The organism is Streptosporangium sandarakinum (assembly GCF_013409935.1).
GTDB lineage: Bacteria > Actinomycetota > Actinomycetes > Streptosporangiales > Streptosporangiaceae > Streptosporangium > Streptosporangium nondiastaticum.
Window position 1 is genome coordinate 131,772 of sequence record NZ_JACCCO010000004.1, and the last position, 19,775, is coordinate 151,546.

General features: G+C 68.2%; 22 protein-coding genes and 3 pseudogenes. 14 read left to right on the plus strand and 11 right to left on the minus strand.

What is annotated here, in order from left to right; all coding sequences use genetic code 11:
* The first annotated feature begins 358 nt into the window (after positions 1–358).
* The 4 genes and pseudogenes from HDA43_RS34095 to HDA43_RS34110 all read left to right on the plus strand — a co-directional run bounded on the left by HDA43_RS34095 (position 359) and on the right by HDA43_RS34110 (position 3,579).
* Positions 359–718, plus strand: coding sequence for an alpha-amylase inhibitor (locus HDA43_RS34095; RefSeq protein ID WP_179829186.1), 360 nt, complete (start codon positions 359–361; stop codon positions 716–718).
* A gap of 493 nt (positions 719–1,211) precedes the next feature.
* Positions 1,212–2,021 (plus strand): endonuclease/exonuclease/phosphatase family protein, encoded by an 810-nt coding sequence (locus HDA43_RS34100; RefSeq protein WP_179829188.1) that lies wholly within the window; start codon positions 1,212–1,214, stop codon positions 2,019–2,021.
* A gap of 209 nt (positions 2,022–2,230) precedes the next feature.
* On the plus strand, positions 2,231–2,626 hold the full coding sequence (locus HDA43_RS34105) for a hypothetical protein (protein WP_179829190.1): 396 nt from the start codon (positions 2,231–2,233) through the stop codon (positions 2,624–2,626).
* 169 nt (positions 2,627–2,795) lie between these two features.
* A pseudogene (locus HDA43_RS34110) lies at positions 2,796–3,579 on the plus strand (transposase family protein).
* 75 nt (positions 3,580–3,654) lie between these two features.
* On the opposite strand, the gene lepB reads toward HDA43_RS34110, so the two are convergent.
* Positions 3,655–4,257 (minus strand): signal peptidase I, encoded by a 603-nt coding sequence (gene lepB, locus HDA43_RS34115; protein ID WP_179829192.1) that lies wholly within the window; start codon positions 4,255–4,257, stop codon positions 3,655–3,657.
* A 999-nt stretch (positions 4,258–5,256) separates the two neighbouring features.
* Between lepB and HDA43_RS34120 the strand changes: the two genes are divergently transcribed.
* Complete coding sequence (locus HDA43_RS34120) at positions 5,257–5,469, plus strand: helix-turn-helix domain-containing protein (RefSeq protein ID WP_179829193.1); 213 nt, start codon at positions 5,257–5,259, stop codon at positions 5,467–5,469.
* Between the two features lie 383 nt (positions 5,470–5,852).
* Here HDA43_RS34120 and HDA43_RS34125 read toward each other — a convergent pair whose 3' ends face one another.
* Positions 5,853–6,392: a P-loop nucleotide/nucleoside kinase family protein gene (locus HDA43_RS34125; RefSeq protein ID WP_179829195.1), complete on the minus strand. Its 540-nt coding sequence runs from the start codon at positions 6,390–6,392 to the stop codon at positions 5,853–5,855.
* A gap of 326 nt (positions 6,393–6,718) precedes the next feature.
* On the opposite strand from HDA43_RS34125, the gene HDA43_RS34130 reads away from it, so the two are divergent.
* Both HDA43_RS34130 and HDA43_RS36820 read left to right on the plus strand, forming a co-directional pair.
* Positions 6,719–8,473 carry a 2'-5' RNA ligase family protein gene (locus tag HDA43_RS34130; protein WP_179829197.1) on the plus strand — a complete coding sequence of 585 codons (1,755 nt, stop codon included), beginning with the start codon at positions 6,719–6,721 and terminating at the stop codon, positions 8,471–8,473.
* Position 8,474: 1 nt separating this feature from the next.
* Positions 8,475–8,897, plus strand: a pseudogene (locus HDA43_RS36820) (XF1762 family protein); the annotation flags it as partial.
* 24 nt (positions 8,898–8,921) lie between these two features.
* Here HDA43_RS36820 and HDA43_RS34135 read toward each other — a convergent pair.
* The gene (locus HDA43_RS34135) at positions 8,922–9,539 is read right to left on the minus strand and encodes a hypothetical protein (RefSeq protein ID WP_376770535.1); all 618 of its coding nucleotides are present in this window, start codon (positions 9,537–9,539) and stop codon (positions 8,922–8,924) included.
* Positions 9,540–9,585: 46 nt separating this feature from the next.
* Positions 9,586–10,083: an LGFP repeat-containing protein gene (locus tag HDA43_RS34140; protein WP_179829201.1), complete on the minus strand. Its 498-nt coding sequence runs from the start codon at positions 10,081–10,083 to the stop codon at positions 9,586–9,588.
* A 271-nt stretch (positions 10,084–10,354) separates the two neighbouring features.
* On the opposite strand from HDA43_RS34140, the gene HDA43_RS34145 reads away from it, so the two are divergent.
* The 6 genes from HDA43_RS34145 (at position 10,355) to HDA43_RS34170 (ending at position 14,520) form a co-directional block, all read left to right on the plus strand.
* Entirely contained in the window at positions 10,355–11,683 is a 1,329-nt protein-coding gene (locus HDA43_RS34145) for a phage major capsid protein (protein ID WP_179829203.1), read from the plus strand.
* A complete protein-coding gene (locus tag HDA43_RS36585; protein ID WP_179829205.1) occupies positions 11,680–12,057 on the plus strand; it encodes a thermonuclease family protein in 378 nt (125 codons plus the stop codon). Before HDA43_RS34145 ends, HDA43_RS36585 begins: the two co-directional genes overlap by 4 nt.
* Before the next feature lie 110 nt (positions 12,058–12,167).
* Positions 12,168–12,878: a helix-turn-helix domain-containing protein gene (locus tag HDA43_RS34155; RefSeq protein WP_179829207.1), complete on the plus strand. Its 711-nt coding sequence runs from the start codon at positions 12,168–12,170 to the stop codon at positions 12,876–12,878.
* 63 nt (positions 12,879–12,941) lie between these two features.
* On the plus strand, positions 12,942–13,391 hold the full coding sequence (locus tag HDA43_RS34160; RefSeq protein ID WP_179829209.1) for a hypothetical protein: 450 nt from the start codon (positions 12,942–12,944) through the stop codon (positions 13,389–13,391).
* A 149-nt stretch (positions 13,392–13,540) separates the two neighbouring features.
* On the plus strand, positions 13,541–14,191 hold the full coding sequence (locus HDA43_RS34165; RefSeq protein WP_179829210.1) for a hypothetical protein: 651 nt from the start codon (positions 13,541–13,543) through the stop codon (positions 14,189–14,191).
* A complete protein-coding gene (locus tag HDA43_RS34170) occupies positions 14,182–14,520 on the plus strand; it encodes a hypothetical protein (RefSeq protein WP_179829212.1) in 339 nt (112 codons plus the stop codon). Before HDA43_RS34165 ends, HDA43_RS34170 begins: the two co-directional genes overlap by 10 nt.
* Positions 14,521–14,611: 91 nt before the next feature.
* On the opposite strand, the gene HDA43_RS34175 is transcribed toward HDA43_RS34170, so the two are convergent.
* From HDA43_RS34175 to HDA43_RS34195, 5 genes are all read right to left on the minus strand, one after another.
* Positions 14,612–15,469, minus strand: a complete 858-nt coding sequence (locus tag HDA43_RS34175) for a hypothetical protein (protein WP_179829214.1) — start codon at positions 15,467–15,469, stop codon at positions 14,612–14,614.
* The gene (locus HDA43_RS34180) at positions 15,466–16,251 is read right to left on the minus strand and encodes a ParA family protein (protein ID WP_179829216.1); all 786 of its coding nucleotides are present in this window, start codon (positions 16,249–16,251) and stop codon (positions 15,466–15,468) included. Before HDA43_RS34180 ends, HDA43_RS34175 begins: the two co-directional genes overlap by 4 nt.
* A gap of 157 nt (positions 16,252–16,408) precedes the next feature.
* Positions 16,409–16,828 carry a hypothetical protein gene (locus tag HDA43_RS34185; protein WP_179829218.1) on the minus strand — a complete coding sequence of 140 codons (420 nt, stop codon included), beginning with the start codon at positions 16,826–16,828 and terminating at the stop codon, positions 16,409–16,411.
* Positions 16,829–16,834: 6 nt separating this feature from the next.
* Positions 16,835–17,116, minus strand: coding sequence for a hypothetical protein (locus HDA43_RS34190; RefSeq protein WP_179829220.1), 282 nt, complete (start codon positions 17,114–17,116; stop codon positions 16,835–16,837).
* A gap of 58 nt (positions 17,117–17,174) precedes the next feature.
* Positions 17,175–17,735 (minus strand): hypothetical protein, encoded by a 561-nt coding sequence (locus HDA43_RS34195; protein WP_179829221.1) that lies wholly within the window; start codon positions 17,733–17,735, stop codon positions 17,175–17,177.
* Positions 17,736–17,813: 78 nt separating this feature from the next.
* On the opposite strand from HDA43_RS34195, the gene HDA43_RS34200 reads away from it, so the two are divergent.
* The gene (locus tag HDA43_RS34200; protein ID WP_179829224.1) at positions 17,814–18,560 is read left to right on the plus strand and encodes a hypothetical protein; all 747 of its coding nucleotides are present in this window, start codon (positions 17,814–17,816) and stop codon (positions 18,558–18,560) included.
* A 52-nt stretch (positions 18,561–18,612) separates the two neighbouring features.
* On the opposite strand, the gene HDA43_RS34205 is transcribed toward HDA43_RS34200, so the two are convergent.
* Positions 18,613–19,119 (minus strand): hypothetical protein, encoded by a 507-nt coding sequence (locus HDA43_RS34205; protein ID WP_179829226.1) that lies wholly within the window; start codon positions 19,117–19,119, stop codon positions 18,613–18,615.
* Positions 19,120–19,288: 169 nt separating this feature from the next.
* Positions 19,289–19,775, minus strand: a pseudogene (locus HDA43_RS34210) (hypothetical protein); the annotation flags it as partial.

Here is a 19,775-nt window from a genome sequence, read left to right on the forward strand (position 1 = left end):
GGCTGAAAAAGCACCCAGGCATCGGCTGAGCCCTCTTCGCCGGTCCTCACCTGACCTGCATCATCCCGTGGCGCCGATAGTCCCAAAACTTATGACGGCTCGGCATCCACGGAGGGGCTTAACTTTATTCATGTCGGATGTCAAGACATGAAGCGACAATGCATAGCGTGATCACTAAATAACTCTAGAGGGATCGACAGCGGTTTGTTGATGTCATACGCTCCCTCCAAGGAGCGAGCGAGTAGTGCTTCAGATCGGCTTTATCAGCAGCAATTCCTAAGCGCCTAACGAGGAGGGTGAGACTAAGTTAATAGAACAGAGGAATCGCTATGCTAATTCCACAGCCTACGCGCCTCCGATGAACCTGCATTCTCCCAAAGAAAGGCAGTCAGACATGCGAAAGATGATAGCTTTGGCTTCCCTCGCCGCCGCTCTGAGCATCGGAGCCGTCCCAGCCGCTGCCTCTGCCAGCACCTCGCCCAGCGATCCCAGCGTCACCAGCGACACCAGCACGCTCGCCGGTACGGCGCCCGACTGCATCAGCCGGACCTTCGTGGGGTCCAAAATCGTGCAGGTGATCAACAGCTGCAGCACCCCCATGAGCGTCAATGTCGTCATCGACTATGGTCCGGACTCCGGCTGCTATTACCTCCCCCGCCACGATGGCTTCAACTACAGCTGGACGATCGGAACCTACGCACGGGTCGAAACCTGCTAGGGAGGTTCTGACCATTCGAGCTGGGGGAACCGTAGCATCAAAGATGCGTTGACGGCGCCTGCGAGATAACGGTTGGCAAGCTTGTCGAAACACCGCTCGACCAGGTAGAACCCCTTATAGATGGTCGCACCGGAGGTGGGAGGGCAACCCTCGCGGGTGGCCCTCCCACTTGCGGTTGACCGTCAGATCAATGCGCTCGAGAATGACCAGGGAATACCAGGCCGACGCAGGCATAGGCAGATCTTTTTAAGTATGATGCAGCCGCTTCACCGACATCGTTAGACTAAGCGGCTTCGCGGGCACCACTGAGGCTTTTCCAACCTGATCGGGCTGATCAGCAGGAGAGAACCGGGACGGGTTGGCATGAGAAGAGGCTCTTGGCAGCTCGTACGCCCGGGTCTGACCCCATGAAGACCAGTAGGCTCCTGGTTGCCGTATGCGCCGGTTGAGCGGTCTTTTGACGGCTCGGATCATGTGTGGAGGGATCTCGGTGATGATGATCAGCCAGCTCCTGATCGCCGGACTGTTGTTACCGAACCTGTCCGTACAGGCACAGCCACCTCTCCTCCACGTGATGACGTGGAACGTCTGTGCGGGCACCAACGCCGGGTGCGCGCTCTTCCGCCGCTCGAACGCCGAGCTGGCCTGGCACGTGGCAGTGCTGGCGACCGAGGCGGACGTGGTCTTCCTTCAGGAGTTCTGCACGGGTGCCGACGCCGACCTGGAACACGAGCTCGAACGCCGTACCGGCCGGAATTGGAGCGTCCGGTCGGCGGGGCTGATGTATTCGGACGGTTCTCCGTACCAGTGCCTGCCCGACAGAAACGGCAGGCCACGCGGGGTGCTGAGCGTCACCCTGGCCGTGGCCGGAACGGACACCGGCCTCGTCGTGCACGCGCTGACCTCGCCGCCGTGGGGAGCCCGCAGGTACGCCGTCTGCACGGCCGACCGGACGTTCTGCACCGCGCACTTCTCGTCGGGATCGAGCTACGACGACAGGCAGAAGGGCAGGCCCTACCGGCACATCCAGTTGCGCGAGCTGTTCAAGCTCGGCCGGGGTGTGATCGGTGGCGACCTCAACCTGGTGCCGCGCGACGCCGCCGCGGCCTACAAGGGCCGCGACGAATGCGACCCGCGCCGGCGCTGGACCTACGTGACCCGCAAGCGGAAGATTGATTACGTGTTCGCCGGCGAGGGCCGCGTACGGAAATGCTTCGTCGATTACGCCCGGAGCACGTGGTCTGATCACGTCCCGCTGCACGCCTGGGTGAGAGCAGGCTCAACGCCGCCTGCACCACGTTGATCTGGCCCAGCACCAGGTTGTTCATCATGCCCTACCAGCGAAACGCGGATTTGCGCATCCAACTTACCGGCCAGGGACGAATTGGGATGCGCCCTCACTGAGCCTTTTTCATCCTGAAATTGCAGCTCATAGCCGGTGAGCCCAGCGATCATCAGGGCCCTGGCCACGTCGACCGCAAGCAGTTCAGCGCCTCTTGCGATGCTGGAGTCATGACCGATCTCGAGTCTGTGGATCTGGAGTTGCTCGCTGGGTTCGCCGCGAAGATTGATCCGTTCATGCAGGGTGTCCTCGTCAGTGGGGATGTGGAGCAGATACGCGGCTTCGTCCTCGAAGCAGCGTGGAACTGTACGGAGCGGCCGTACTTCGAGCACCTGTGGGGGGTAGGCGGGCTCTACCGCGTCTGGATGGGAATCGACGACATCTTCGACGGATGGCCCGTCGACCACGGGGCCGATGCCGATGCCCTGGCCATGCGCGAGTTCAGACTCGCGGCCCAGGAGTGGCTGGACATGCCGCGGACGGAGACTGGGTTCCGGCACTACGTGCATCGGTGGGAGAGACGGGTAGCGGAAGACACCTGGCCCGCACCCGGAGGAGCCAACTGACGGCGGCGGCCGGCCTCGCCCGGCGATCGCGACGACTCCCGCCAACCTTGAGATCCTCACAACCTGACGGCGCTGGTCAGCACAGATGCAGAAGGCCGGGTTGAGGTGAGAGGAGGCTCCCGGTAAGACAGCAGTCGACCAAGATCCGATGCCCCGACCAGGAGCCTCGTTGCTGTCTTACCCTGCCGCGATTCCGCTGTCCAACCGCACCCTTACCCGTCTGGCCAAGCTGATCCGCGCCCACCGCGCCCACCGTCGGTCCCAATGGCGCCGCCTCAGCCCCGGACAGCAGGCTCTTCTGGTCCTGGCCCACCTGCGCGGGCGGCGACACCTACGCCCGTCTGGCCGTCGGCTTCGCCATCGGCACCGCCACCGCCTGGCGTTATGTGCGTGAGGCGGTCGACCTGGTCGCTGCCTTGGCCGACGATGTGCACACCGCCGCGTTGAAGGCCTCCCGTCTGGTCTATGTCGTCCTCGACGGCACGCTCATCCCGATCGACCGTCTGGCCGACGATGCGCCGTACTACTCCGGCAAGCATCATCGGCACGGGGTGAACGTCCAGTTCCTCGCTGATCCGGTTGGCCGGCTGGTGTGGGCCTCGCCCGCACTGCCCGGTGCGGTGCATGACCTGAACGCGGCTCGGCGGACCGGCTTGATCGACGCCCTCACTGATGCCGGTATCCGGGTCTTCGCCGATCGGGGGTATCAGGGTGCGGGCGGGGTGATCCGTACCCTGTTCAAGCGCCATCGGTACCGGCCGCGCCTATCGCGCCATCAGAAGGCGGTCAACCGCTCCCACGCCTGCATCCGGGCGATCGGGGAACGCGCCGCCGCGACTCTCAAGGCGTGGAAGGTGCTGGACCGGCTCCGCTGCTGCCCGCGCCGCGCCACTGCGATCGTCCAGGCCATCGTCGTGCTGCAGACCTTCGAAGCTGACCGCTATTCGAGATGAAAAAGGCTCACGGTCTAAAGCGGCGGCTAGAGTCGAGAGCCTCCGCCGAACGCAGATCGCCTTAGAAGCTCAAAGTTATTTGTCTTTGGTGAACGCCTGGGTGAACGTGTCTGGTGTTGAGAGCATGGCCATCCGGGAGAAGGGCCAGAAGATCACCACAGCACGGCCGATTACAGCGTCCTCCGCGATTGTTCCTTCTCCCTCCTGCTCCTCGTGGCTGCGGGAGTCCCGAGAGGCAGAGCGGTGATCGCCCATGACCCACAGTCGCCCCTTAGGAACAACCTTCTCAAACTCCTCCCCCGAAGGAAAATCGTCAGAGTGGAGATAGTTGTTCTCGTCAAGTGGAACACCATTCACGGTGACCCTCTTCTTGGCATCGCAGCATTTGACGGTGTCACCACCGATCGCGATGACTCGCTTGATGGTGTCCTGGCCATCCCAGCCCTTAAATACCACCACGTCACCGCGTTCAGCCGCACCGTACAGCTTGTTGACGACCACGCCGTCGCCTTCTTTCAAAGTGTTCTCCATGGACTCCGACGGGATCCAGAACAACCGGAAGACGAACACCTGCAGCAGTATTGCCACCACGACGCTGCAAAGCAGTAGGAACAAGATATCGCGCACGCCACCCTTGCGGGACGACTTTTTTTGCTTGCTCTCAGACCTAGCCGTCATGAGCTACCTCCATTAGCCACAAGTTTTCGCAGTGAACTTCACTGATCTCGATCATCTACACAATAATGTTCCTCTGGCCGGGAGGGCAGGGCTTTGTGGGTCCTATCCTCTCCAGTCCACGAAGCGCTTTTATGTGAAGACTACCGCCTCTCACTGCAAGATCTCCATGTTCGCCAACGGCCTAGTTGTAGTGCCGCATGCCATCGGTCGCGTTGACGGCAGAGTAAGGTCTTAGGCTTCGGCTCCTCAGAAACTCATGGCTATTGTGAGCTACTAAACGTTGATTGATGATCACGGTAAGTAAAAAAGACTAGGTGCTTCACCGCGAGCTGACTGAAGCAATCCAGGTTCGGCGAGAGCAAAGACCTAAGCCTACCAGGACTCCCAGGGCTCGGATCATTTCAGGTCAAGGCATGCTCGGATATTCCTATGATCGTCAGTCTGTAGCTGCAGCAGAGACCAGCGGCCGATGGTGCGTCAGCCGCATCTGGGCCGTCTCCGTAGCAGTAATCGCCGCTGCGCTGGCGGCGTTTTTCCACTATGCGATCTTTTCAATCCAGCCTGGCATCGCATCGGAGAACGGGAACGCGCTGCCGCTACTGCGATCGCAGTCGTTCCCGATGGCGCGGTGGTGGAAGCAGCCAACCAGGTAGGGCCGAACCTCTCCAGTAGGGCCAAGATAGTGATCTGGCGGTCCATGCCCCGCCGTGCCTCATGGGTCGTGGCCGACGTTGCCCCACCACAGCCGATGTTCAAGAACATCAAAGAGCAGCGCGACGATGTCACTGCACTACGCGCGCATGGTTATCGAGTTGTCTTCGCACAAGGGGGCTATGTTGTCCTCCATAGCGCTGATACCTGAACCCCACCTTGCCGCCACGTTACGCTGACGCAGTGCTCCCACTATTGGACTTCAACAAGTTTACCGAACCGATCATAAATTTTGCTACTTGTCGGTGATGGTGGGAGATCAGCTTCCAGTGTGGGAATGCTGGGACTATGGCGAGAAAAGGTCGCAGGGCGACGTTTGAGGAGAAGGTCTTCGCTATCCGGCTGCTGGAGCAGGGCGCCTCGCCGGACCGGGTGGCCGAGGTACTGGATGTGGGCCGTGAATCGGTGTTCCGGTGGAAACGCCAGGCGCAAGAGGGCGGCGTCAAGGCGCTGCGGATCAAGAAGGCACCTGGTCGGCCACGGCGGCTGTCACCGGGCTAGGAAAAGAGCTCAAAACAATGGAACGCGCTGTCACACTCTGTTAGGTGCTGGGGATGGCGGTCGTGTTGTGGATGCGGGCGCTGGTGATCACCGCCTGATTCCGGATCAGCATGTCGGTGGCGGCTACCAGGCGGCTTTTGCGCGGCCTGGACCTGTCGTCGCAGCGGCTGGTCTACCGGGCGTCGCACGAGGCGGCTATCGAATGGGAAGGCGGGTGACGTTCCCCTGGATCTGCCACTTGGTCCAGGGGCGGGGCGCGACGGTGCTGTTCGCCGATGAATGAGCATGCGGCTGCGTATCCGCTACGAGCGCCGAGCCGACCTCCGTCAAGGTCTGCTGGAGCCGGGGCATGCGGCATCATCTGCCTTCGCCGGCTCCAGACGTCATTCCGAGGTGCTCGGTAGGGGATCTCGGCGAGCAGCGCGCAGGTGAGCGATGGCGATCTGCACGTTGCCGGTCAGCGAAGCGGTGGAGTCGAGGACGAGGCGGTCCTCGCACCAGGTGCCGAAGTTCGCGCGTCGCGCCTCCACTGACGCCCAGGTCGGCTCGGTGAAACCGTCGATGTCGCGTCGGCGGCCTTCGAGCCGTCGCCGGTGCAGGGCATGATCGGAGCAGGTCACTTCGATGTAGCGCAGCGCCGCACTCCGGCGGCGGGCAAGGCCGCGCCACTGCTGTCGTGCCTCCTGCGCATCGTTCACCGCATCGACGATCACCGTCTGCCCGAGCGCGAGAACGTCGGAGGCCAGCGCCTCCACCACGACGTAGGCCGCCAGCCCGGTCGGCTGGCCGCGGTCGATTCCCGCTCGCCACATCGCGGCCTCCACCGGGTCGACCGACAGCACCGGGGCCGGAAGCAACCGGCCCAGCGCCTGGGCGATGGAACTTTTGCCGGCACCAGGTAAGCCGCTCATCACGATCAGCATGCCCCGAACACTGTCATACGGGACCGACGACCATCCGATGCCGAGGAAGGTCTCTCAGCGGTTGTCAGCCTGCGGCGCGATGGTTCAACTGGTCCATGTCGCTGTTCCGCCGACTTCTTTTCGAAACGCTCAGTAAGAGCGGATCCGCCTCAGAAGTACAAGCACCCACGGACCTTGCTCCTCCCACTCCGTTGACCTGCTGGCTCAGAGCGAGGAATCTCAGCGGCTTTACCTATACCTCATGCTGTGAAGTTGGGGGCAAGCGACGTTAACGCCCGCTCCTGGCACTCTCCCCCGGGAATGTGACACGGGGAGGGGGCTCCAGGATGACGGTGAGACTGGAACGCAAGTCGGTGGCGGTCTCGCCGGGCGTGCTGGCCGACGCGCCGAAGGGGACCGTGACGTGCCTGGTCGCCATCACGGGCGTGCTCGACAACGTGGGCGACATCATCATGCCGGGCGCGTTCTCCCGCACCCTGGCCCAGCGGCGACCGAAGGGGGTGTTCGCCCACGACACCACGACGTGGGTGTCGCGGGCCGAACTGGTCGAGGAGTGGATGCCCGGGGATCCCCGTCTCCCGGCGCGGACGAAGGACGGGCAGCCGTGGCCGGCCGAGGCGGGCGCGGTGTTCGTGCGGGCCCTGTTCAACCTGAAAACCAAGGACGGGCGGGAGGCGTACGAGCGGGTCGTGTTCTACTCCGAAAGCAACGAGTGCGAATGGTCGATCGGCTACTCGGTGCCCGCGGGCGGCGCCCGCAAGGACCCCAAGACGGGTGTGCGCCGCATCTACGACCTCGACTGGTATGAGTTCTCCCCCGTCCTGTTCGGTGCGGCGTCGCAGACCATGACGCTCGCGGTGAAGTCGGGCATGCCGGGGGTGGTGGACACGCCCCAGGATGAGGAGGCGGTTCGGCGGCTGCGGAACTGGTATGTGCGGGGTGAGGGGGCGGCGCGGATCGGCTGGGAGACGCCGGGCGCGTTCGAGCGGTGCGTCGCCCTGGCCGGTGAGCACATGATGGCTGAGCAGGCACGAGGGTTTTGCGCCGAGCGGCACCATGACACGACGGGCCGCTGGCCCGGCCGCCATGAACGCAAGGCCGACCCGGCCGTCGATTCATGGGACGAACTGCTGGCGAGCTACACCGACGACCCCCCCACCGACCCCGTCGCCGACGCCGACGCCGGCGGGGAGGCCGGGGAAACACAGGGCGGGCCGCGGGCGATGGTGTCGCTCACCGTGCCCACCGACGTCGCCCAGGACCTCGCCGTCGACGGCGGGCTCCCGCCGAGTGAGCTGCATGTGACGCTGGCCTACCTCGGTGAGGGCGTGGAAGAGGATGCCCTGGCCGACGCCGCCGTGGTGGTGGAGCAGGTCGCCGCCGAGTACGGCGCCCTGCTGGGCCGTCTCGGTGGGATCGGCGCGTTCCCCGACGATGAGCAAGAGGGGACACCGATATGGGTGCCGGTGGATGTGCCCGGCCTGGTCGAGCTGCGGCAGCGACTCCTGGCCGCGTTGGACGAGGCGGGCATCTGGTACTCGACCACCCACGGGTTCACCCCGCACGTGACGCTCGCCTACCTGGAGCCTGGGGAGCCGCTACCTGACCCGGTCTCCCTCACTCCGGTGGGATTCAACGCGCTGACGCTCGCCGTCGAGGACGACCACGAGGATTTCCCCCTCACCAGCACCGGAACCGGCGCGGCGGCCGCCGCGACCGGCCCGGCCGACACCGACGCGGACATGGACGTCGAGGCGGAGGAGACACCTGATGAGGAGGAGATGGCGGTCAAGAGACTGGCCGGCTGGCAGGTCAAGGCCGGCCGTGTCCTGTCCGACCGCAATCTCCGACGCCTCCAACAGGCCGCCGACATCCTGCGGGAGATCATGAAGGACGCCGGAGCCTGGGACGGCGACGAGCACGACCCCACCCGCCGCCAACCGCCGGAGATGCCGCCCGAGCCGACCATCACGCCCGACTCCACCGCCCCGTCCGCACTGCCCACCGAGATCAAGACCGTTCCTCTCACCGCGGAGCAGGTCCGTGCCGGGTGGGAAATCCTCGAGTTCCTGGGACGCTGACATGGGGCTGCGTCTGGTACCGATCACCTTCGCGCAGGCGTGCGCGTTCGTTGATGAGCACCATCGCCGCCACCGCGCCCCGCGCGGTCACAAGTTCTCGATCGGCGCCGCGCGGGACGGGCGGCTGGTCGGGGTGGCGGTGGTCGGTCGGCCGGTGGCCCGCCACTACGACACCGGGTGGGCGTTGGAGGTGACCCGGGTAGCGACGGACGGCACGCGCAACGCGTGCAGTCTGCTGTACGGGGCGGCGTGGCGGGCCGGGCGGGCGCTCGGCTACCGGCGGATGATCACCTACACCCGGAAGGACGAGAGCGGGGCGTCACTGCGGGCCGCCGGGTGGGAGCCGGTTGCGGTGCGGTCGCCCCGGGGCGGCTGGTCATGCCGGTCGCGGCCTCGCGGCGACGGCCACGCCGAGCGGGTGAGCCGCATCCTGTGGCAGGCCCCCGCCTCATCGGCCTTCGTAGTCGGCGATGGCGTCGACGAGCGCGCCGTGGGTGGCCTTCCCGGCGTTGCTGGTGGGGATCTGCCAGCGGGTCATCCCGGTGGGCGTGGTCCACTCCAGGACGCCACCCTTCTGGGAGACGTCGAAGGAGTAGTAGATCACCTCAGGTGAGCCGGGGTGGGCGGTCACCTCCGTCCCAGGGGTACGGCCCACCCACGGCGTGCTCGACGCCCGGCCGGAGGCGAAGGTGAACACCCTGCCCCCTTGCCGGATGCGCAGCTGCGAGGTGCCGGCGAGCGGCGGCATGGATTCCGGCTTGGACAGGGCGGTGACCCGCAGGGCGATGGCCACGAAATACCCGTTGCGGGGCTTGGTCGCATATTTCCAGGTCGGCTGGTGGTAGTAGACCCCGACCGGGGTGATGCGCAGGGGTCGGCCGTGGCTGCCCATGGTGCGGGTGGCCTGCCCGAACTTCAGGACCTTCGGAGCCTGCACTACGGCCGCCGCGGCGGCGGAGGCCGGGGTGGGGGTGGTGAGGGCTGCGGCGGCGAGCAGGGCGGCTGCGGGCAGTACGGCGAGACGGTGCGGTTGCACAAGGTCCTCCACGTGTTCGGATCGTTCCAACCCCCGAGCTTGATCACCTTAGTGCGCCCATAGCGTGTACCGATCGTCAGATGCAGCGGTTTTCGGACAACCGCGTCATCGTTGTTCCCCGCTCCGGCCACGCCCGCCAGTAGATCGTCCCGCACCGGAAGTTCTGATGAGCTTCGTTGCCCACCCGGTACTCACCCGACGTCGGGTATCCCAGCCATCCCCGCTCGCACCCTTCCTGGCACCACCTTTCGCCGATGTCCCCCCACACCGGCCACGCACCCGTCTGGGGGTGCCAGTAGATCGTGCCGTTCTCGAACTGGCGGCGGCGACCCACCCCATCCGGGTTGACGAGTTCTTCGGTGCGGGGGCAGCCGAGCTGGCCGGTGGGGCCGTCCATCTGCACGTAGCGATGCTCGATGGCCCCCAGCACTTCGAGGCCGCAGTAAGTATGCGGGGCGTCTGCGTGCGCAGGTGTCGCTGCGGCCGCGATGAGCGTGCTGGCGGCGAGAATGAGCGCGCTCAAGCCGGCGGCAATCCTGTTGCGCCGCGGCCTGGCGCTCGTGGTGGTGGTCATGCATGCACCGTCCTTTCCTACCCCTGCGAGGGGTGGCGGGCAGCGGGTGCGCGGTGCCCCCTGCGATTCCTGATGATGCGTACTCTGGCCGCCCCGAACGATCAGGACAAGGGGTGGTCCGGAACGTCCACATACGCCCGTCGATCGAATGCGACGTAAGCGCGGGTTCGGTCTACCTTGCCGCCTTGATCACGGGATGTCCCGGTGCTGACCGGGCGCGGATCGCACAACGAACGCACACCGATGTCAGCCAAACCGGGGGGTAAGGCAGATGACTGCCATCAAGGAGAACGCGCGGATCAGGGAGCTCAAGAGCGCTCTGCAGGCCGAGGCCGACAACATCACGCGCATCCAGAACAGCATGAAGGACGAGACCGGCCGCGGCCATTTCGTCCTGTCGAAGGCCCAGCACGCCGACTACCTCAAGAGCGTGGACCGCGCCACCGAGATCCAGGCGCTCATCGTCGCCGAGGAGAAGGCCGCGGGCATCATGTCGTACCTGGGTGAGCCCAGCTCGGCATCGGTCGCTGGGCTCATGGCCGCCGCCGGTGGCCACGGCATGGAACGCAAGTCGCTCAGCCAGGCGTTTTTCGAGTCCGACGCCTACCAGCAGATGCGGGCGAGCGACTTCCGGGAGCCACGCGGCATCGTCACCATCAACCAGGGCCTCTACAGCTTCGAGGCGAAGGACCTGTTCACGCTCAGCGGTGGGACGCACACCACGCCGGCGTTCGGGACCGCGGAGAACGTCGGCATCTCCGAGCGGCAGCGCCGCCCCAACCGGGTGCGGGACCTGTTCCCCGCCGAGACGACCACGAGCAACATCATCAGCGGTGTCCGGCAGACCGGGTTCGTCAACAACGCAGGCATGATCCCCGAGCGGCGCGCCGCGGACGGCACGTCCGCGCCGACCGGTGGGCCGACCGACACCTGGGGCCGCGCGCCCCGTAGCTCGATCCAGTTCGAGCCGTACACCCGGCCCGTGAGTGAGATCGGGCACTACGAGACGGTCCACAAGAACACCCTGGCCGATGAGTCGAGGCTGAGGGGCATCCTGGAGCGGGACCTCATCGACGGGGTGAAGTTGAAGGAGGACGAGCAGATTCTGTTCGGCGACGGTGTCGGGGAGAACCTGCTCGGTATCACGCAGACGCCGGGTATCCAGCTCTACACCGGTCAGTCGTCCGACAAGAAGACCGCGCAGGTCCGCCGCGCCCTGACCAGGGCGATCCTGTCGTACTACGACCCGTCCGGCGTCGTGATGCACCCCCTCGACTTCGAGGACATCGAGCTGGAGGAAGACGGGCAGGGCGCCTACCGCGTCGCGGTGTCCGTGGCGATCGGCGCGGAGAAGCGCGTGTGGAGGCTGTCGGTGATCGACACTCCCGCCATGGCGCAGGGCAAGTACCTGCTCGGCGCGTGGGGGTACGGCGCCAAGCTGTTCGACCGGGAGACCGTGGTCGTGCAAGCCTCGACCGAGCACGGCAACAACTTCATCGAGGGAACCGTGACGATCAAGGCGAGCGAGCGGATCGGCCTGGCGGTGGACCGTCCCGAGTCATTCGTTTACGGCACTTTCACCACCTACTCGGCGGCGTGACCGGCCGTGTGAAGCCCGCCGCCGCGGCCGCGGCGGCGGGTCCGGACCTGTACGTGTACGCCGCCACGGTGGCGAAGGTCGTCGACGGCGACACCCTGGATCTGCTGGCCGACGTCGGTTTCGGCGTGACGGTCAAGATCCGGGCCCGCCTGGTCGGGGTGTACGCGCCCGAGCTCGGCACCCCGGAAGGGGAGGACGCGGCCGCGTTCACCCGCGCCTGGGTGGAGCAGCATGGGCCCGGCTTCCTGGTGCGGACCTTCCATGACCGTAAGGAGCGCTACGGCCGGTACCTGGCGACCGTCGCCCCGGCGGCCGGCGGGCCGGGCCTGGGTGAGGCGCTGGTCGAGGCCGGGCACGCCACCACCGCCGCCTGACCGTCCCGACGCGACCCCGTGCCTCTCGCGCTATGAGGGGTGCGGGGTTGTGTTTCCGCTGGTAGCGGCGGCGAGGACGTTAGCGGCGGATGTTGCTACGTTCCCGGGCCATGACGACGACCCTCCCGTCGGGTGACCTCGCCCGCGTTGTTGACCTCTACAAGCAGGGCACCTCTCTGCGTCTCCTGGCCGCTGAGTGTGGCGTGAGCTACGGGGCGATGCGGAGCATCCTGATCGACGCTGGGGTGACGCTCCGCAAGCGCGGCCGCCCCCGCGCCGCGGGCCACCACTCCCCCACTCACCGCCCCACCCCGGCCGCGGTGGCGGGTGGGGTTCGTAGGCCGTTCAACGTGGATCGGGCTGCCCGCCTGTACGAGGCCGGGCACACGCTCCAGCAGATCGCCGAACGCACCGGCTACTCCCGCAGCCGCGTCCACGTGCTGCTGCGCGACGCCGGCGTGAAAATGCGGCCCGGCACCGCGCCGCGCGCCTCCCGGATCACCCCGGCCAAGCGGCGGCAGATCATCGCCGGGTGGAAGGCCGGCCACCCGCACGCGCAGATCGTCGCCCGGGCCCGCACGAGCACGGCCACGATCCTCAAGGTCGTCGCCGAGGCCGGGCTACCGCCGCGGCAGCGGCGCCGCTACGACCACGCGCAGATCAAGCAGTTCTACAGGCAGGGCAAGACGTTGACGGAGATCGCCCGCGAGGTGGGGACGACACCTCAGTACGTGTGGAACATCGTCAACGGCTACTACCTCAAGAGCTACGTTCCCCGCGGCGGCCGCCGACGTGTCGCTGCGACGGCTGATGCGACGTAAACGCCGGAATGTGGTTCAGTGCGCGGCGACGTCGAGCAGACCCCGGCCGGGAGGATGGCAGCGGTGACGACCCGAAAGACACGAAGCGCCAGCAGCGAGCAGGCCGCACCCGCTGAGCAGGGCCCCGGCCCGGCCGGTGATGAGGCGGCGCAGCCGACGCAGGCCGCTCCCCTGGAGCCTCCCGCCTCCCCCGCCCCGCTGCCCGCCGATCCGGAGCCGGAGTCGCAGGTGCGGATGCTGGCCGCGCCCGGCAGCGAGTTCGTGGACCTGGTGTGGGGCGACAACCCGGCCGGGCAGCCGCCGGAGAAGGCCCGCCCCGAGGAGCTGTTCCGCGACCCGGGGCCGCAATTCTCCTACGTGATCGTGGCGCGGCCGCTGGTGCGGCTGTTCCACATGCCTGGCGCGACCGAGCTGGGTGAGCAGCTGTACCGACAGGCAGGGGTGTCGATGAGCCGCAGCCACGCTCAGAAGATCGCCGCGGACCTGACGGTGATCCGCGCCGCCGAGGCGTAGCAGGCTCGCGCAACCCCCTTTCTCGGGTTCGTCCCGCGGCGCGGCGTGGTGTCTCTGGGGGGTGATACCACGCCCGTTCGCCGCGTGCGGGCACCTGCGCTGGGGGGTTGCGCGGAAAACCGCCGGAGGACGGTGGGGGGCGTTCGACGGTGGGGACCCGGACGCCTCCCGCCTCCTTCGGCATCAACCAGGAAGGGGTGGGGTCGGTGGAGCTGGTGACACCGGAGAAGGTCGCGGTCCACGCCGGCGTGCCGACGCGGCTGGAGCCCGGTGACCGCGCCGCGATCGAGATGGCCATCGAGGACGCGCTCGCCGAAGTCGCCGCTTACCTCGACCGGCCGCCCCTGCCGGAGCAGTTCACCGAGCGCGGTGTCGTCCCGGACGGCCGCGGCGGCTGGTCGCTGAACTACGATCCGCTGATCGAGGTCGTCTCGGCCACCGCGGAGACGCACCCGGTCACCGGGGAGGCGACCGGCGCGTACACGCTCGTCTACCGGGCCGGACTCGATCCGGCGGCGGATCGGCGTTACGGCGCGGTGCTGGCCCGGTTCGTCTCCTGGGCGGCGGCCGCGCACCCGATCGTGCGGCGCCTGGTGCAGGCCAAGGGGGTGCGTTTGCAGGCGTCGGTCAACGTGGAGGGCCAGGGCGTCACGTACGAGTCCACTCAGGTCGCGGCGGGGTCGGGGGTTGCGGGGGCTCCCCCGACCCTCGCCGACTTGGACGGGTGGGTGCGGCACACCGTCTACCAGGCGCCTGGGCGGGCTCCGCATCCGATCGAGACGGGCGCGGCGTGGCTGTGATCGGCGCGACCCTCACCTTGGGGGTGCGTCGCCGACGTGCGGGGGTCGATGCGCACGGCACGCCCGTCGCGGGGGTGCTGGGTGAGGCCGGCGAGTGGATGCCGGGCCGGATCGTGCGCCGCCCCGACGTCGACGGGGATGTGGAGACCGGGCCGGGTGGGTGGGTTCTGGCGGTTGATGCGTCGTGGTGGCCGGTCGCCGCAGGCGACCAGGTGGTCGAGCAGGGCGGTGCGGGGCGGGTGTGGACGGTCGTTCGGGCGTCGCACCGGCCGAGCGATTTCGATCCGAGCATCGACTATGTCCGCATGGAGGCGTCCCTAGCCGAATGATGCGAAGGGGGGCCCGCGCCAGTGGCGTGGACCCCCCTTTTCACCCTCCGGTCTAGATGATCTTGTCTTACACGTAAGACAAGATCATCTTTCAGGGGGTGGGGCTCTCGGCGCGCAACTCGTTCAGCGCAGCCTCCAGCGTCTTGATCAGCTCTACCGCGTACTCCGGATTCTCTATCGCCACCTGCCGCAGCCGCCGGAAGTCCTGGAACGGCTTGACCGCCCGCTGGTAGACCGGCAGTACCGGCTTCCTTTCCTTCACCGCCTCCAGCGCCTTGGGGGCCTCACCACCCACGGCTTTCCGTGCGGCGTCCAACCCCTTCGCGGAGGTGTCGCCCAGCTCCTCAGCCTTCGCCCACACCTCCCGGATGGCCTTATCGCCCGCCGCCTCATCGCCAGCCGAGTCGTGCGGCTCGGCGACGGACCCCAGAAGGTCCACCTGCCGCACGGTCCAATCGACCGTGACCTCCGGCAGGGCCTGCTGCACGCGCACCGTCCGCATCAGCTTGTAGGCGTGCTGGCGCACCATGCCCCACCGCTGAGCCACGTAGTCCATGAACGAGGTGTAGCCGTACAGCTCGTACAGCTTGCCGTCCCGGATCTCCACCAGAGCCCGGCCAGCGGTCAGGGTCCAGTACCGGTCGAGCGCGCGAGCACCCGTTTCGACGGCTTCCTTCGCACCGCCGATCAGGTTCTCGTAATGCACGAGCTGCGCGTCGCGGCTCGCATCGGGCGAGGCGAGCTCGAACTGCGGGGCCGTGGGGATGTCGAGGGCGACGGGGCTCTTGACGACCCGGCCCACGATCTCCACACCCGCCGTATCCGCCGCGGTCGGCGCGGTCGGCGCGGTCGGCGCATCACTCTTCTCAACGACGGCACCCGGCCCGACACCGCGCTCCAGGACGATCTCGTCTTCGACGTCCGGCAGAGGCCGCCTCTTGCCGCTCATGCCACCGCCTTCATGTAGCGGTCGACGCGGTCCCGGAAGATCTGCTGCACCTCAGGCCCGGCGTTCTGCGGCGGCTCGGCGCGTTCGCTGGCATCCTCCACCGACGCGCGCAGCGGCAGATGCGGCGGCCACACCAGATCCCCGAACCGCGTGATGAGCGCTTCGGTGCGCTGGTCGTGGTTGGCGACCCCGGCCCGCTTCATGTTGATCACGACGCCGATCATGCGGCACCGCAGCCCAAGGCCGGCCCGCTGATCCTCGTTCTCGATGAAGTTCTTCAGCCGGTAGATCCCCCGGACCGAGTCATAGGTGGGGGTGGTGGCCCCGACCACGTAGTCGCTGGCGACGAGTGCGAGGTGCAGCAGGTGGCCGATGGTGGGCGGGGTGTCGATCAGCACGTCGTCGAAGTCGCCGGCGAGCGGCGCGAGGCACTTGTGGAGCCGCTGCCACGACAGGGGCACTCCCGCCTCGCTGATGCGCTCCTCCAGCTCGATCCGAGAGGGGACGAGGGTGATGTTCTCCGCCCAGTCCTGTTCCCACTGGCACGGCAGGAACGACGCGCGCAGCGCCTTGGGCGTGTGGTCCCGGACCGCCTCAGCGATCGTGGGCCGCGTCTCCAGCTCGTGCTCCTGGTAGCCCATGCGGCGCGACAGGTTGCCCTGGGGGTCCAGATCGACGGCGAGGACGCGCCGGCCGCGCATCGCGAGCTCGGCGGCGACTCCTTCGACCTCGTTGGATTTGCCCACGCCACCCTTGTGGTTGGCGAAGGTTGTGACGGGCATAGCGGGTAGCCTTCCGGTCGTTCGGATGTTTCCGCCCGCCCCTTCTTGGTTGACGGCCGAAGGGGCGGGCGTCCGAAACGTTAGCCGTCTCTGCGGCCCGGGGTAATGGCGACACCCTAAAACGGGCGGAACAACACCGCCGCAGTCTGTCCGGTGGTTAGGCGTGGCAGTGGATCGCGGCCGTCGCGATGTAGCGGCCCCGCCCGTCCGCCTCCGGCACCGGCCCGCCGCCGGAAGCCGATGCCACGTCGGTGATGACGACCTGGCCGTCGTCGTACGGCAGCGCGGGAAGGGTGGCCAACTCCTCCAGGGCGACGTACAGGATCTGGCGTAGCTGCCACTCCCCCACGGGCGCATCGGTCGAGTCGAGCGCTTCGAGCTTCACCAGGACGTGCGCCTCCCCGGTGAGGAGGTTGTCGCTGCCGCCCGGCGTCGGCCGTACCCGCAGCCGCGGGTACGGCGGGACATGCTGAGCGCCGACCCGGCCCGGCCCGCCCAGCTCGGCGGCCAGTCGGGTGCTGCCCGCCAGGAGGTCCAGGGCGGCCGGGATCGGGTCGGCGTCCGCGAGGGACCGCATCCTGCGCTACTCCCCCGCGCTTTCGCTCCGGCTCTTGCCCTGGGCGATGGCCGGCTTGGCCGAGGGCTGCGCGGCGGGCTCGGGCTTGACCGGCGTCAGGGCCGCCTGGATGCTCTCCAGGTTGCCCGGCTCGGCGCCGAGGACGAAGCCGGCGCCGACGAGCCGCATCGCGTCGCGCCGCAGCAGAGTCAGCTCCTCCCCCTGCGGGTAGACGCGTTCGGCCAGGCCGAGCTCGATGGCGTCGACGGTGCGCAGCGGGTGGGCGAGGGTGAGCTTCACATACGACATAGGGTTTCTCCTCCACGGCGGGTCGTGTGGTCGCCGGTCATGGTGCCGGGGCGGGGGGTTAACGTCGCCTGGCGTGGTGCTTGGCGGCGGCCTGCTGGGCGGCCGAGGCGAGCCATCCGCCGCCGCGTTCGGCGTGCTCAGACTCGGCGACGCGGGTGAACGACGCGGACACGGTCGCGGTGATGGTGGTGCCCGCCGGCCGGGCCGGGGTGGAGCGGATCCCGGCGGCGACCGCGCCGGGCAGATCGACGGCCTGGCATCGGCAGTTCGCGGCCTGGTGGGTGGGCAGGCGGGCGTCACGCGGCCGGTCGGCCACATCCCACCGGCCGGGAATGATCTTCCACCCGCCGGCGCGGTTGACGGCTTTGCCGTCCGGGCCGAGGCCTTTGCGGACGTACTCCATCGCGGACAGCCGGAAATCGACGTTGCCGGGGATGAGCTGGCCGTGCGCTTCGGCGTGGGAGGGGCGGACTCGTTCGTCGGCGTCGGTCACCCACGTCTTCGCGGCGGGGGCGTTATCGCGGGCGGCCTGGGCGACGTCGTCGGCGACCTGGTCGACGCGGCGGGCGACGAGCGCGGTGATCTGCCGGGTCAGGCCCGGCGTGATGCGGGTTGCCATGGGCGGGGACGGTAGCCGGGCCCGGCGGTTGCGTCCCGCCGCCGGGACGTTAAGGCGCGGGTGCGCCATGGTGGCCGCGTGGACGAGACCCCCTCGCGGCGCGCTCTGGATGTCGCCGCCGCCATACGCCTGTACGTCGAGGACGAGCTGACCGTGCGGCAGATCGGGCAGCGGCTCGGCTGGTCCCACACCGCGATCCATGAGGCGCTGGTCGCCGTAGGGGTGACGATGCGGCCGCGCGGGTCCCGCGCGAAACGCATCCCCTCACAGGTGCGGCAGCGGATCGTGGCGGATTACGTGGCGGGGGAGCCGATGGCGGTTCTGCGGGCCCGGCATGGGGTGGCGGCGCAGACGGTCCGCAACGTAGTCGCTGAGGCGGGGGTGCCGCTGCGGGCGGGCGGGAAGGCGTTGGCCGGGCAGCGGCGGTTCGACCGGCGGGTCGCTGCCCGTTTGGCCCGGCAGGGGTGGACGGCCCCGGCGATCGCGCTGCTGATGGGGTTCAGCGAGGGGCATGTGCGGCGGGAGCTGCGGGCGCTGGGGTTCGGGCGGCGGCCGATCCCGGCGGGGGAGGAGTTGGCGCTGGCGTACGACCGGGCGGGGTCGGTGCGGCGTCTGGCGGCTGAGCTGGGGTGCTCGGCGGGGCGGGTGCGGGCGGCGTTGCAGCGGGACGGGGTCCGGCGGCTGCCGCCGGGCCGGGTGCTGGTCGGCATGGTGCGGGCGGCCGGGTCGGGGCGGGTCGTCGCGGCTGAGCTGGGGTGCAGTGTGGGCCGGTTGCGGGCGGCGTTGGAACGCGGCGGGGTGCGGGTGCGGCCGAAAGCCGCGTGACCACACACGCCCCGGGGGCCCGCTGTTCAGCGGGCCCGCCGGGGCGTGCTGGTTATCTGGTGGCGGTCAGGGTCTTGGCGGCGAGCCGCTCCCGGCGGCAGCGGCGCTCGCTCAGCTCGTACACCACATCATCGGGGCTCTCGCGCGGGCCGAACAGCATGGGATTGCCCGTCTCCGTGGCGATCTTCGCGTAGTAGGCGTGCTCCTCTTCACCGTAGAGGGACCGGTCGACGCCTTCCTCGTAGTCCCGGGCGGCGGACGTCCAGGCTTTCGTGGCGTCGGCCAGTTCCTCCTCCGCGATGACCCACCGGTGGTGGGCCGCCGGCCAGTTCGTGGTCTTCTGGTCGGCCAGGGCGTTCCACGCTGTGTCGGCGGCCGCCCGGGCGGCGGTGAAGCGCTCGTAGCACTCCGCTTCGCGGCGGGCGACGTCGATGGCCTGGTTGTGGTGCTTGGCCACTTGGTGGGCGATGTAGTAGCGGCGTTCGGGGGTGCCGGGTTCGCCGTACGACGGGGTGGTGTCGCGGCCGGTGAGTCCGAGGGGGTAGATCGGGATGATCATCGTGCGGTCCTTCTTGGAGGAGGTCAGCGGCGGGGGCCGAAGAGGTGTCTCTTCGCCGGCTGGTCGGGGGGTGGGCTGGTGGTCTGCCGGTGGGCGGCGGCGTGGATGGCGAAGCAGGCTGAGCACTGGCAGGTCTTCTCGGGGGTGCAGTGGCAGTTCATCGCGGGGCCTACTCGTTGGCGGCGTGGCCGGTACCGGCGCCGACGAGTTCGGGCCCGGTACCGGCGGGGTCAGGTTGGGCGGTATCGGTGTCACTGGTTCCGGTACCGGCGTCGCTGGGCCCGGCGTCGGTACCGGGACCGTGCTCGGGGGCGGGCCCGGGGTCGGTACCGGTCCCGGGGGTGGTGGGTGTCGCATCGGCGGTGCCGGAGCGTGACGGCGAGCCGGTACCGGGCCCGGCGGCCGGGCCGGGCTTCTGGGTGGTACCGGTCCTGGTTGCGGTCCCGGTACCGCTCTGGACCTCCTGCTCGATGAACCGCCGAATGCGCAGGGCCCGGCCGCTGCCCATGCCGGCGTCCATCAGGTCCTGCTTGGTCGGCACATCGCCGGGGTGCTTGGCCATGTACTCCTGGGTGAACTCCAGGTCCCTGGCGGTGAGCAGGGTGGTTCCGTCCGCGGGGTTCGGCTCGCGCGGCCCGCCGGCCGTGGGGCCGGTC